Below are 14,319 nucleotides of genomic sequence, written 5' to 3' on the forward strand. Positions count from 1 at the left end.
AAAAACATGAAAAATAAATTAATCATATTATATTTTATCGGAGGATTGGCTTTGTTTAGTTCTTGTTCTGATAACCTTGAATTAGAGAATCCAAATAAATTAACAACCACTTCTTTTTGGAAAACTGAAGCAGATTTGGAGTCTGGATTAGCTACTGTTTATAATGTATTGGTAGATAACAATAACGCAGGTTATTGGGAAATCCAAGCGATGCAATTGAAAGAAAACAGAACAGAAAACTTTGTTGCAAGAAATGATGTTCCAGGACGTTATGCCGTTTCTAGCTATAAGAATACTCCTAGTACAAATGAGACTACAGGAATGTATAAAGCGATGTATATTGGTATATTTCGTGCTAATCAAGTAATTAGTTATGCTCCTCAAATCACAGGTATTGATGAAACAAAAAGAGCGCAATTAGTTGCAGAGGCTACTTTTCTTCGAGGATTGAATTATTTTAATTTGGCAATTGAATTTGGAAGTGTTCCAATTTTTACTGAATTAGCAACAGAATCTTCAGATTATTTTAAAGAAAAATCAACAGAAGAAGAAGTTTGGAATCAGGTAATTGCTGATTTTCAACATGCTGCCACTAGTCCGCTGCCTGAAATTTATCCTGCAACTTTAAAAGGAAGAGTGACAAAAAATACGGCAATCGCTTATCTTGGAAAAGCTTATTTATATTTAGGAGACTGGGCAAAAGCCGAAGAGCAATTTTCTAAATTAGTAGATAATGAAGTGGCTAATGGGTTTGGTCTTTTGGATGATTATGCACAATTATTTGATGGTAAACATGAAAATAGTAAAGAATCAGTATTTGAAATTCAGTTTAGCAGACAAGGTGGTGCAACTATCTGGGGAGGAAATCCATCAGAAAGAACAAGAGCAACAACAATGGCTCAAGAATTAGCTCCTGGAGAAGTGGGAGGATGGTTTGAGTTATTGCCAACTAAAGTATTGTTAGACGCGATGACCAAAGAGAAAACGGTTGACGGCGGTTTTGACCCTAGAGCTCTAGCTACTTTGGCTTGGAACTATCCGGGCAGTACGTACTATAACTATGATTTTGCATCAAAGTTTGGGGCGAATGCGATATGGATAAGAAAAAATCAAAACTGGTGGAACAATGATGAAGGAGATTGGAAATCTGAGTTGAATGAATATGCAATGCGTTATGCTGATGTGCTTTTAATGCTTGCTGAAGCAAAAACAATGCAAGGAAAAGTTGCTGAAGCCATACCTTTGGTAAAAAGAATTAGAGATAGAGCGAAATTGGCTAATATCACAATGACAGGATGGAGCCAAACTCAAATGATGGATGAAATCATGCACCAAAGAAATGTTGAATTCGCACGTGAAGGACTTCACTGGTATGATTTAAGAAGATGGGGAACATTAGAAACAGTAATCCAAGAAAGTCAAGTTGGCGGTTATCTTAATTACACACCTAAATACAACTATTTCCCAATTCCGGAAAGTGAGTTAAACAATAATCCTAAGATGACCCAAAACGGTAGTTGGTAATAAGGGTTATATCTTTTAATAAATAAAAGATTAAAATAAGAATTTGACAAATGATTAATGGCTACATAGTAGTGTATTAATCATTTGTCATCTCTTATAAAAACATCACCATTATTTAATGTTTATTTGATAAAAATAATCAGATTACAAAAATTCATTATACATGAAAAAAGCAACAATTTTAACCTGCGTTTTTACATTTTTTTCTTTAATTGTAAGTGCGCAAGAAAAACCAAGCAGTAATGATTGGGAAAATCCGGCAATATTTCAGATTAATAGAGAACCGGCAAGAGCCGCGTTTTTGCCTTATGCTGATGAGGCATCGGCAATTGCAGATGATTATACCCGTTCCCCTTGGTTTCTTACCTTAGATGGGAAATGGAAATTTAATTGGTCGCCAACACCAGACCAACGCCCGAAAGAATTCTTCAAAACAGATTTTAATACAATCAATTGGAAAGAGATTACAGTTCCTTCTAACTGGGAATTAAATGGGTATGGAATTCCGATTTACACTAATATTATCTATCCATTTGTTAAAAATCCACCGTTTATAGATCATGCAGATAATCCAGTAGGGTCTTACCGTCGTGCTTTCGAGTTGCCAGAAAACTGGAACGGACGCCGTGTTTACCTTCATTTTGAAGCAGGAACTTCAGCGATGTATATTTGGGTAAATGGAGAAAAAGTAGGGTACAGTGAAAACACAAAAAGTCCAACTGAATTTGATATAACTAAATATGTAAAAGAAGGTAAAAATCAGGTTGCGGTTGAGGTATATCGCTGGAGTGACGGCTCTTATTTAGAAGATCAAGATTTTTGGCGCCTGTCAGGAATTGACCGTGATGTTTATCTTTATAGTACGGCTAATACCCGTATTGCAGATTTCTTTGCACGTCCGGATCTTGACGATTCCTATAAAAACGGGAGTCTGTCTGTTGATGTCAAACTCAAAAATATGAATGCGGTTGCAAAAAACAACCAAACTGTTGAAGCTAAATTAGTAGATGCAAATGGAAATGAAATTTTCAAAAAAGCAATAAAAATAAATTTAGGGGCTAATTCAACAGAATCAACCACATTCACACAAAATGTTTCATCGCCTAAATTATGGAGTAATGAAACGCCAAATCTTTATACTTTATTACTTACACTAAGGGATGAGGAAGGAAAATTTATTGAAACGCTTTCTACGCAAATCGGCTTCCGAAAAGTAGAATTGAAAAATGGACAATTATTGGTTAATGGTGTTAGAATTATGGTTCACGGTGTCAATATTCATGAGCACAATCCTAAAACTGGGCATTATCAGGATAAAGAAACCATGATGAAGGATATCAAGATGATGAAGCAACTAAACATTAATTCAGTGCGGTGCAGTCATTATCCAAATAATTTAATGTGGGTTAAACTATGCAATAAATATGGTTTATTTCTCGTAGACGAAGCTAATATAGAAACTCATGGCATGGGAGCTGAATTACAAGGTTCCTTTGACAAAACAAAACACCCTGCGTATCTGCCTGAGTGGAAAGCTGCTCACATGGATCGTATTTACAGCTTAGTCGAACGCGATAAAAATCAACCATCTGTTATTCTTTGGTCTTTGGGGAATGAATGTGGAAATGGACCTGTTTTTCAAGAGGCTTATAATTGGATCAAAAAGAGAGACAAAACAAGACTGGTTCAATTTGAACAAGCTGGAGAAGAAGAAAATACCGATGTGGTTTGCCCAATGTACCCAAGTATGGAATACATGAAAGAATATGCTAAACGCAAAGACGTAAAGCGCCCATATATCATGTGTGAATACTCGCATGCTATGGGTAACAGTAGTGGAAATTTTCAGGAATACTGGGACATTATCCATAGTAGTAAAAATATGCAAGGAGGGTTTATCTGGGATTGGGTAGATCAAGGATTTGAAATGACTGATGAGGTAGGACGTAAATATTGGGCTTATGGTGGTGATATGGGAAGTCAAAATTATACGAATGATGAAAATTTTTGTCACAATGGATTAGTTTGGCCAGATCGCACGCCTCATCCGGGTGCTTTTGAAGTAAAAAAGGTGTATCAGGATATATTATTTTCAGGGGTTGATTTGAATAATGGACTTATTCAGGTAGAAAATGGATTTGCTTATACAAATCTTGATAAATACCTTTTTAAATATGAGATTTTAGAAAATGGATTGGTTATTAAGAGAGGTACTGTTGATATAAATCTTGCACCGCAATCCAAGAAGCAAATTCAAATTGAATTGCCAAAATTACAATCAAAAGATGGAGTTGAATATCTTTTGAATATTTATGCTTATACTGTTGAAGGTACTGAAGTGTTGCCTCAAAATTTTGAAGTGGCTAGAGAACAATTTTCAATTAGTGAGAGTAAATATTTTGTTAAAGCAGTAGATAAAGGGTCAAAACCTACTGTTAAAGAAACTAAAGATGGTATTACACTTAGTGCGTCTGGTGTTGAAGTGACAATAAACAAAAACACAGGTTTGATTCAGGATTACAAATCTAGTGGAGAACGTTTTTTCAATCAGTTACCGGTTCTTAATTTTTGGCGTGCTCCAACGGATAATGATTTTGGAAGTTATATGCAAGTAACCAGTAATGTGTGGAGATCGGTGGGAAGATTCAGCAGTTTGAATGCTATTGAGGTTAAAGAAGAATCAGGTAAAACAACTGTTGTGGCAACCCTTTTCTTAAAAGACGTAGCGTCTACATGTACTATTACTTACTCGATGAATTCGGATGGAAGTCTGACCGTTCAAAACTCTTTCAAAGCAGGAAATAATCCATTGGCAGAAATGCCTCGTTTTGGGATGCTGTTCTCTCTCAAAAAAGAGTTGGATAATTTTAGTTACTATGGAAGAGGACCTTGGGAAAACTATCAAGATAGAAATACCGCTTCTCTAAAGGGAATTTATCAAAGTAAAGTTGCAGATCAATATGTTCCTTATACGCGCCCTCAGGAAAATGGATATAAAACGGATGTTCGTTGGTTAACACTTACAAATAATTCAGGGAATGGAATTGAAATAGAAGGTTTACAGCCGCTAGGAGTTAGTGCACTGCATAATTATCCAGAAGATTTTGATCCGGGTTTAACCAAAAAATACCGTCACACCAGTGATATAACTCCTCGTAAGGAGGTTATAATCTGTGTTGATTTAGCTCAAAGAGGTGTGGGTGGAGATAACAGTTGGGGAGCTTTACCGCATGAACAATATCAATTGAAAAATAAAGAATACAGTTATGGGTTTGTTATCAAACCTAAAAAAAATTAAAGGAGTTGAAAAATTATGGCTTTCTTGGAGTATATGAAAAGTCATAAAAAGAAGTAAGCCCATTAAAGATGATGACATTTAAAACAAGAATTATGAAAGAAAAACTAAACTCCAATTTTAATAAGAAATACATGTTCACTTTATGTTTCGTTCTAAGTGTCATCAATCTGTCGGCTCAGAAAGTAACCATTCCTATAGCGACTGACAGCAATCTTATTCTCTTGCAGACGGATGCTTCTAATACATTGAAAACAATTTATTTTGGCAAACCTCTCGAAAATGAAAGTGAGTACCCTGGTGTTCTCGATGCCTATAATTTTAACGATTCCAATGCAGGAGTCTACAACGGTGCTTATACTCCGGCAGGAACATGGAACTTATCTGAACCGGCTATACAGGTCAAGCATGCTGATGGAAATCCTTCTTTAGAACTCAAATATATCAGTCATAAAAAAGAAAGAGTTGATAACAATGCTACACTGACAAGAATTCTTTTGAAAGATCCTGTTTATCCATTTGAAGTTACCTTGTGCTATAAAGTTTGGGCAAAAGAAAACATCATCGAACAGTGGACGGAAATAAAACATAGTGAGAAGAAAGCTGTTTTACTTCAGAAATTTGCATCGGCTAATTTATATTTCACCAATAAAGACTTTTATCTTACCAGTTTTCAAGGAGAATATTTAAAAGAAATGCAACCTGTTGAGTCTAAGCTTTTGCAAGGGATCCGAACTATCGATTCAAAAATGGGAACTAGGGCAATGCTACTGCAAACACCAAATTTTATTCTATCCTTTGGTAAACCCGCTTCCGAAAATCAAGGAACGGTAATGATGGGACAATTGGCTTGGAGCGGGAATTTCAAAATGGATTACGAAATCGACTCCTATAAAAATCTTCGCCTTATCGCAGGAATTAATCCATTTGCATCCGAATATTCGTTACAACCTAATGAGGTTTTCAAAACTCCCGCTTTACTGTATGCCTTATCTAATAATGGGACAGGAGAAGCAAGTCGAAACCTTCATGATTGGGCAAGAAAATACCGATTGCTTGATGGGCAAGGTGAAAGACTTACCTTGTTGAATAACTGGGAAGCGACCTATTTTGATTTTGATGAAGATAAAATAAGCGCTTTATTTAAGGATGCCAAAGATTTAGGGGTTGACATGTTCTTGCTGGATGACGGATGGTTTGGTAATAAACATCCCCGAAATAATGATGATGCTGGTCTTGGAGACTGGCAGGAAAATGTTAAAAAACTACCGCATGGTTTAGGTCATCTGGTAAAGGAAGCCAAAAAAGAAGGTGTTAAGTTTGGTATTTGGATTGAACCTGAAATGGTAAATCCAAGAAGCGAATTGTACGAAAAACATCAGGATTGGGTGATTCGTCAGCCTCAAAGACCTGAAGTGTATTATCGAAATCAGATGGTTCTTGACTTATCGAATCCAGAAGTGCAGGATTTTGTATTTGGAATTGTAGACAATTTGTTTGTCAAAAATCCGGAACTGGCTTTTATAAAATGGGATTGTAATGCTGTAATTTACAACGCTTATTCGGCTTACCTTAATAAAAAAGGAATTCCACAATCTAATTTGTATATCGATTATGTCAAGGGATTGTACAAGGTTTTGGAACGTATTCGCGCCAAATATCCAAAAGTACCCATGATGTTGTGCTCTGGCGGAGGTGGTCGTGCTGACTATGAATTTTTGAAATATTTTACCGAATTCTGGCCAAGTGATGATACGGAGCCTGTAGAACGCATATTTCTGCAATGGGATTACTCTTATTTCTTCCCTGCAATTGCCACCGATAACCATGTTACCGACTGGGGGAAGCAACCTATTAAGTTTAGAATTGATGTAGCGAGTATGGGTAAATTAGGTTTTGATATTGTTGCCAGTCATTTGAATGAAAAAGACAAAACATTCTGTAAAGAGGCCATCGCAAATTACAATTCTTTCAAAGATATTGTTTGGCACGGTGATTTATACCGCTTAGTAAATCCTCATGAAAATGATATTTCGGCGGTAATGTATGTCAATCCTGAAAAGAGCAAATCAGTCGTTTTTAATTATTTGGTAAACAACCGTTATAAATTAACGGCAACCCAACGACCTGTTGTTCTGGACGGATTAAATCCAAAGAAAAAATACACAGTAAAGGAAATTAACTTGTATCCGGGAACTACTTCAACGATCGCTTCAGATAAAGTATACACAGGAGATTTTTTAATGAAAGTTGGAATCAATCCAAATGTTACCCTGCAAAGAACTAGTGTTATTCTTGAAATTAATGAAGTAAAATAGGACAAAAAACACAATTAGAATATACGTTTTGATTTAGTAATCAAACCTCGGATGGTAAACATTCGAGGTTTTTTTTATACGACTCAAAAACTGGTAGGTACTGGTATGTATTATCGAACAATATTTTTTAATTTTGGTTTTCACATTTGACAAAAAAACAATGAAATTAAAACGTATATCACATTTAATAATCGATTCTATAATGGAATTATTTGGGACAATGCCTGATGGGGAAGTTGTGAATTCCTATGAATTAACGAATAAAAAGGGAGCAAAGTTGAAAGTTATCAATTATGGTGCTACCGTTACATCCTTAAAAATGCCATTGAAAAATGGAGAAATGGTTGATGTGGTTTTAGGTTTTGACACTTTAGAAAATTATATAAACTCCTTTGATTTAGCGAGTGCACCATATCTTGGAGCTACTGTTGGCCGCTATGCCGGCCGAATTAGCAATGCTGTTTTTAACCTGAATGGAGAAACCATCCATTTAGATAAGAACAACAATGGGCATTCTTTACATGGTGGAAAGAATAATTTCAGTCAAAAAGTTTGGGAGGTAAAAAATCTAAAAGAGGGTTTCAGTCCATCTATTACTTTTAGCTGTTTAAGTCCTGCCAATGAAGGGAACTACCCCGGAGATTTGTCTGTAGAATTGACCTATACTTTATCTGAAAACAACGAGTTAATCATAGAGTATAATGCGCAAACAACCGAAGATACGGTACTGAATTTAACCCACCACAGTTATTTTAATCTTGATGGTCATGATTCAGCTGTCTCAGAACAGGAATTAATTGTGAATTCTGATAAGATGTTGGAAACTACAACCGAAAATATCCCAACTGGTAGGGTTATAAATTTAGAAAATAATGCTTTTGATTTTAATCAGCCCAAACCCTGTCCTTCAAAAATAGACAATACGTTTGTTATAGAAAAGAAAAACGAATTGGCAGCTTCACTCTTTAATAAAAAGAATAATTTGCGAATGTCGGTGTATACCAATCAACCGGGTGTACATATTTATGTTGGGGGTAATTGCTTCAATGCCATAAAAGGGAAAGAAAATGCAGATTATCATTCTTTGAGTGGTATTTGTTTTGAAACCCAAAATTTCCCGGATGCACCTAATCACGATCATTTTCCATCTTCGGTTTTAAGAAAAGGGGAAATTTACTTTCACAAAACCATTTATAAATTTCAATCTTTCTAGTATGAAAAAATACATTTCAGTTTTGGGATTATTTGTTCTGCTGGGAATGTTTTTTTCTTGTTCAAGCAGTGACACAAATGAAGTGCCTGTTGTTGAGCCGCCAGTTGCGGAAGATACTTTTATTAGAGCTGCAGATATTTCTTTTTTACCTGAGATAGAAAGTTTAGGTACCATTTTGTACAATAACGCTAAAGCGGAAGGGATGCTGACGACCCTGAAAAATGCAGGTTGTAACACTGTCAGAATTCGTCTTTGGAAAAACCCTGTCGGCAGTCATTCAGGTATGGCTGAGGTAAAAGCATTGGCACAAAGGGTAAAATCAGCCGGAATGAAAGTATGGTTGACGGTGCATTACTCAGACACATGGGCCGATCCTGCCGTTCAAACTACACCGGCCGAATGGAAAAATTTATCATTCGCTGATTTGAAAACAGCGGTTGCAGGCTACACATCAACTATTATATCAGAAATTAATCCGGATATTATTCAGATCGGAAACGAAATTAATAGTGGATTACTTTGGCCAGAAGGACATTTAATTAATCAGGAAACACAATGTCTCTCAATACTGGCAACGGCAAGTGCCACGATTCGTTCTAAAGCGCCGAATGCTAAAATAATGATTCATTACGCAGGTGTTTCTGCTTCAGATACCAACTGGTTTTTTAATAAACTTAAAACTATCGATTACGATTATATAGGATTGTCGTATTATCCTATTTGGCACGGAAAAGATTTGACAGTCGTAAAAACTACTATCAATTCATTAGGGAAAACTTTCAATAAAAAAGTACTGATCGCCGAAACAGCTTATCCGTTTACGCTAGGGTATAATGATTGGACGAACAACATTATGGGCCTAGAGTCGCAATTGGTTTCAGGTTATCCGGCGACTCCTGAAGGTCAAAAAAGTTTTGTGTTAGCGATTAAAGAAATAGTAAAATCATCTGCATACGGACAAGGTTTTGCGTATTGGGGAGGTGAATGGATTTCTTTCAAAGGCAATGAAGCTACAAACGGTTCTACTTTCGAGAACCAGGCTTTTTATGACTTTAATAACAAAGCATTACCTGTTCTGCAGGCCTTTAATAACTAATTGAGCTATGAAAAACAGACCAATACAATTCCGATTCGTTTTAATATCCATAATGGTATTGCTAATGTATTCCTGCGGTAATACCAAGAATATTAACCAATCTTCCCCAAAGAATTCTTTTGCAAAAGGAGCTGATGTAGGATGGTTACCACAGATGGAAGCTACAGGATACAAATTTTATGATACTGATGGTTCCCAAAAAGACTGTTTGCAATTATTGAAAGACAGAGGAATGAATACCATTCGTCTTCGTGTGTGGGTAAATCCAAATGATGATAAAGCTAGCGGACACTGCAGTAAAGAAGAAACAGTTGAGATGGCTTTATGTGCTCAAAAAATGGGAATGCGTATCATGATTGATTTTCATTACAGTGATTCGTGGGCAGATCCCGGAAAACAATTCAAACCAAAAGCATGGGAAAACCATTCTTTTCCAGACTTGTTAAACGATGTGTACAGTCATACTTACGATGTTTTGAATGCATTGAAATCGGCTGGAGTAACACCGGAATGGGTGCAAGTTGGTAATGAAATTCCGGGAGGCATGATGTGGCCGGAAGGCAGTACATCAAATTGGGGACAATTAGCACAATTGCTTAATAAAGGATATGAGGCGACCAAAGCAATTGATAAATCAATCAAAGTAATCGTTCATCTGGATGAAGGAAATAACAGTGAAAAATTCAGAACTTTTTTTGACAATGCAAAAGCAAATAATGTAAAGTATGATGTAATTGGAATGTCCTATTACCCTTTTTGGATCAAGAAAGACTATACCGAAACTATTGCAGATTTGGCAAATAATATGAATGATATGGTTTCCAGATATAATAAGGAAGTGATGGTTGTAGAAGTAGGTGGTGAATATGACAAAGTGCAAAACACCTATGATATGTTGGTCGCAACAATTAAAGCGGTAAAGGCCGTACCAAATAATAAAGGCTTGGGTGTTATTTATTGGGAACCACAGGGAGAAAAAAGTTGGAGTCAATACTCGTTAAGCGCTTGGCAGTCTGATGGAAAACCTTCGCCGGCTTTGGATGCGTTTAAAGAATAGTTTTGATTAGTGAAACTTAATTGCATAGATATTAAATAATTATATAGGTTTAAAAATGAAGAAACTGATAAGTATTCTCGTTATATTTTTAGCATTTACACAAATGGCTTTGTCTCAAACACGAGAGGTTAAAGTGTTAGATACCAATTGGAAATTCCAAAAAGGTGATTTTGATGGGGCGTATAAAGTAAATTTTAATGATTCGAAATGGGAATCCGTAACCGTTCCGCATGACTGGGCAATTTACGGGCCTTTTGATAAAAATGTAGATATACAGAATGTGGCCATTGTTCAAAACGGAGAAAATATAGCTACCGAAAAAACTGGACGAACAGGGGCTTTACCTCATATTGGAACAGCGTGGTACCGCAATACATTTACATTGCCTAAAGATTCAAAAGGGAAAAAAATACTCTTGCTTTTTGAAGGTGCAATGAGCGAACCTCAAGTGTATTTAAACGGTAAAAAAGTGGGTGAATGGGCGTATGGCTACAGTTATTTTTACTTTGATGTTTCCCAATTTATTCAAGAAGGAGCCAACACATTGTCGGTAAAGCTAACAAATAAAGAATTTGCTTCACGTTGGTATCCTGGTGCTGGTTTATATCGAAAAGTAAGTGTTATTATAAAAAACAACGAAAGCATTGAGCAATGGGGGCAGTTTGTAACCACTCCTTTTATAAGTGAAGATGTTGCCAAAATAAATATTAAAACTAAAGCTTCTGGCGAAAACAGCCGTTTAGTCACTACTATTTTTGATGCTGACGGGCACAAATTAAATTCAGAAGAATCGACTATTCAATTCGGAAAGGAATTCGATCAAAATATAAAAGTTGAAAAGCCAAAATTGTGGAGTCCCGAAACCCCTTATTTGTATAAAGCGGTTTCGCAATTGTATGTTGGAAAAGAACTGAAAGATGAGATTTCCACACGTTTTGGAATTAGGGAAATAAAATACGAGGCCAATAAAGGCTTTAGTCTTAATGGAAAGGTAACCAAATTTAAAGGAGTTTGCCTTCACCACGATCTTGGTCCCCTCGGAGCTGCAGTAAATAAAGCTGCATTGCGCAGACAAATGGTGATACTAAAAGATCTCGGCTGTAATGCGATACGCAGTTCACATAATATGCCTTCTTTCGAGCAGCTTGAGTTGGCAGATGAAATGGGTTTTATGTTTCTAGCTGAGAGTTTTGATGAATGGGCAAAGCCAAAAGTAGAAAATGGTTATCATCGTTTTTTTGAGGATTATGCCGAAAAAGACATCGTGAATTTAGTGCAGGCAACAAGGAATCATCCTTCTATTGTGATGTGGAGTTCTGGAAATGAAGTACCCGATCAATGGGGGGAAGCTGGTGTAAAACGAGCCAAGTGGTTGCAAGAAATTTTTCATAGAGAGGACCCAACACGTCCGGTAACTGTTGGTATGGATCAAGTAAAAGCGACTATGGAATCTGGTTTTGGAGCGCTGCTGGATATTCCGGGATTGAATTACCGTGTGCATTTATATGATGAGGCGTTTAATAAATTTCCGCAAGGGTTTATTTTAGGTTCAGAAACAGCTTCGACTGTTAGCTCCAGAGGGATTTATAAATTTCCTGTGGTTCAGGAAAAAAACAAACAGTATCCAGATTTTCAGTCTTCCTCTTATGATTTGGAAGCCTGCAGCTGGTCTAATGTACCTGATGAAGATTTTGTGCTTCAAGATGATAAACCTTGGGTAATTGGCGAATTTGTTTGGACTGGTTTTGATTATTTAGGAGAACCGACGCCTTATGACGAAAGCTGGCCGTCTAGAAGTTCTTATTTTGGAATTAACGATTTAGCCGGTTTGCCTAAAGACCGTTATTATTTATACCGAAGCCGTTGGAATGCGAAGGAATCAACTCTTCACATCTTACCACATTGGAACTGGGAAGGACGTGAAGGAGAAACAACTCCCGTTTTTGTATATACGAGTTACAACAGCGCTGAACTTTTTATAAATGGCAAAAGTATGGGAGTGCAGAAAAAAAATAAAAATACACCTCAGAATCGCTATCGTCTGATGTGGATGGATGTGAAATATGAGCCAGGAACGGTAAAAGTTGTGGCTTATGATGACAATGGTAAAGCTGTTGCTGAAGAAGAAGTGCATACTGCCGGTAAGCCTTATCAAATTGTTCTAGACGCGGACAGGAAAACAATCACCGCCAATGGAGAAGATATATCCTTCGTAACAGTATCTGTAGTTGATAAAAATGGAATTCCTTGTCCTACGGCAACTAATCAGTTAAAATTTAAGGTTACAGGAGCGGGTACTTACAGGGCTGCCTGCAATGGCGATGCCACTTCACTCGAAATGTTTCATAAAGATACCATGAAACTTTTTAGCGGAAAATTGGTAGTGCTTGTAAAATCTACAACAACAGCCGGTGATGTAAAACTTGAAGTAAATGGTGCTGGGCTTAAGAGCGGTAAATTAAACTTGGTATCTACAAAATAATAAAAAGCTGAAGATGGAATCACAACCATCATCCTTGAAACAAAAAAATTAAAAACAAACATACAGCTTAGTGCTGCAACTGAAAATTTACAAAAGGGTACTCTTTTAATTCAAAAACAATGAACGATATTTTAATTAAAAAAACAGTCTCTTTCTTTAAAGAGAGTTTTGGTTCTGAACCAAAAAAAATTGTTCTTTCTCCGGGAAGAATTAACATCATTGGTGAACATGTCGATTATAACGACGGTTATGTTTTGCCTGCGGCGATTGACAAAATCATTTGTTTTGCTTTCGAAAAAAACTATACCAATACATCAAAAATAATTGCCATAGATTTGGATGATTCTTTTGAAGTTGATCTTACAACTGACATGGAATTAACCGATAATGTTTGGACAAACTATTTGCGCGGTGTCATCAACCAATTGAAAAGTAAGGGTTTTAAATTTGACGGATTCAATTGCGTTTTTAGCAGTAATATTCCTGTTGGTTCGGGATTGTCTTCCTCTGCAGCACTGGAATGTGGATTTTTGTTCGGAATCAACGAGCTTTTTGACCTGAAAATAAAACCGGTTGATATTGCCTTAATGGGGCAAAGCGCCGAGCATTGGGTAGGAATCAATTGCGGAATTATGGATCAGTTTTCGAGTGTCATGGGACAGGAAAACAAAGTGATAAAAATTGATTGCAGAACTTTAGAGTATGAATATCATGATGCTGATTTTAATGAGTATTCTTTGATTTTATTTGATAGTAATGTGAAACATTCGCTTTTTTCTTCGGCTTATAATACCAGAAGGGAAGAGTGTGAGGAAGGGCTTTCCATTCTAAAAAATAATTTCCCTGAGATAAACAGTTTTAGGGATTGCACAGAAAGTCAAGTACTCAGTGTAAAGGATAAAATGAGCGAGAATGTATTCAAGAGAAGTCTTTTTGCGGTAAAAGAGATTAAACGCGTAACCCTGGCTTGTGAGGCTTTGGATAAAGGCGATATTCAAACTTTAGGCAAATTAATGTTTGAAACGCACGAAGGATTATCGGTGGATTATGAAGTGAGTTGTGCGGAATTAGACATGATTGTCGATACACTTAAAAAGGAGGAAGCGGTAGTAGGTTCCCGATTAATGGGCGGCGGTTTTGGAGGTTGCACAATCAATTTGATTAAGAAAGGACACGAAGAGCGAATCAAAGAGCAACTTAAGGCACTTTATTTCGATACTTTTGGAATAGAATTAAAAATTTATGATGTTAAAATCGGAAACGGAACATCATTATATAAACCTGTAGGGTAAATAATAATTTTAACCGAAGGAACGCAAAGGCTTTTTTTTGAA

8 protein-coding genes are annotated in these 14,319 nt (G+C 36.4%); all 8 read left to right on the plus strand.

Annotation, left to right across the window (positions count from 1 at the left end; genetic code table 11):
• Positions 1 to 6 precede the first annotated feature (6 nt).
• The 8 genes from ABEB23_RS11650 (at position 7) to galK (ending at position 14,277) form a co-directional block, all read left to right on the plus strand.
• On the plus strand, positions 7 to 1,524 hold the full coding sequence (locus tag ABEB23_RS11650) for a RagB/SusD family nutrient uptake outer membrane protein (protein ID WP_348812778.1): 1,518 nt from the start codon (positions 7 to 9) through the stop codon (positions 1,522 to 1,524).
• Between the two features lie 163 nt (positions 1,525 to 1,687).
• Entirely contained in the window at positions 1,688 to 4,822 is a 3,135-nt protein-coding gene (gene lacZ, locus ABEB23_RS11655; protein ID WP_348812779.1) for a beta-galactosidase, LacZ type, read from the plus strand.
• Positions 4,823 to 4,914: 92 nt separating this feature from the next.
• Positions 4,915 to 7,137 carry an alpha-galactosidase gene (locus tag ABEB23_RS11660; protein WP_348812780.1) on the plus strand — a complete coding sequence of 741 codons (2,223 nt, stop codon included), beginning with the start codon at positions 4,915 to 4,917 and terminating at the stop codon, positions 7,135 to 7,137.
• A 160-nt stretch (positions 7,138 to 7,297) separates the two neighbouring features.
• Entirely contained in the window at positions 7,298 to 8,350 is a 1,053-nt protein-coding gene (locus ABEB23_RS11665; protein WP_348812781.1) for an aldose epimerase family protein, read from the plus strand.
• Position 8,351: 1 nt separating this feature from the next.
• Positions 8,352 to 9,446, plus strand: coding sequence for a glycoside hydrolase family 53 protein (locus tag ABEB23_RS11670; protein ID WP_348812782.1), 1,095 nt, complete (start codon positions 8,352 to 8,354; stop codon positions 9,444 to 9,446).
• A gap of 7 nt (positions 9,447 to 9,453) precedes the next feature.
• On the plus strand, positions 9,454 to 10,503 hold the full coding sequence (locus tag ABEB23_RS11675) for a glycoside hydrolase family 53 protein (protein ID WP_348812783.1): 1,050 nt from the start codon (positions 9,454 to 9,456) through the stop codon (positions 10,501 to 10,503).
• 55 nt (positions 10,504 to 10,558) lie between these two features.
• Positions 10,559 to 12,985: a DUF4982 domain-containing protein gene (locus ABEB23_RS11680; protein WP_348812784.1), complete on the plus strand. Its 2,427-nt coding sequence runs from the start codon at positions 10,559 to 10,561 to the stop codon at positions 12,983 to 12,985.
• Between the two features lie 119 nt (positions 12,986 to 13,104).
• Positions 13,105 to 14,277 (plus strand): galactokinase, encoded by a 1,173-nt coding sequence (galK, locus tag ABEB23_RS11685; protein ID WP_348812785.1) that lies wholly within the window; start codon positions 13,105 to 13,107, stop codon positions 14,275 to 14,277.
• Positions 14,278 to 14,319: the final 42 nt, after the last annotated feature.

The sequence above is a fragment of the Flavobacterium maritimum genome, from assembly GCF_040049085.1.
GTDB lineage: Bacteria > Bacteroidota > Bacteroidia > Flavobacteriales > Flavobacteriaceae > Flavobacterium > Flavobacterium maritimum.

Excerpts from the sequence above, each read along its gene's own strand:
- ABEB23_RS11675 (WP_348812783.1), top strand. The coding sequence starts at position 9,454 with ATGAAAAACAGACCAATACAATTCCGATTCGTTTTAATATCCATAATG.
- galK (WP_348812785.1), top strand. The coding sequence starts at position 13,105 with ATGAACGATATTTTAATTAAAAAAACAGTCTCTTTCTTTAAAGAGAGT.
- ABEB23_RS11670 (WP_348812782.1), top strand. The coding sequence starts at position 8,352 with ATGAAAAAATACATTTCAGTTTTGGGATTATTTGTTCTGCTGGGAATG.
- ABEB23_RS11650 (WP_348812778.1), top strand. The coding sequence starts at position 7 with ATGAAAAATAAATTAATCATATTATATTTTATCGGAGGATTGGCTTTG.
- ABEB23_RS11680 (WP_348812784.1), top strand. The coding sequence starts at position 10,559 with ATGAAGAAACTGATAAGTATTCTCGTTATATTTTTAGCATTTACACAA.
- ABEB23_RS11665 (WP_348812781.1), top strand. The coding sequence starts at position 7,298 with ATGAAATTAAAACGTATATCACATTTAATAATCGATTCTATAATGGAA.
- lacZ (WP_348812779.1), top strand. The coding sequence starts at position 1,688 with ATGAAAAAAGCAACAATTTTAACCTGCGTTTTTACATTTTTTTCTTTA.
- ABEB23_RS11660 (WP_348812780.1), top strand. The coding sequence starts at position 4,915 with ATGAAAGAAAAACTAAACTCCAATTTTAATAAGAAATACATGTTCACT.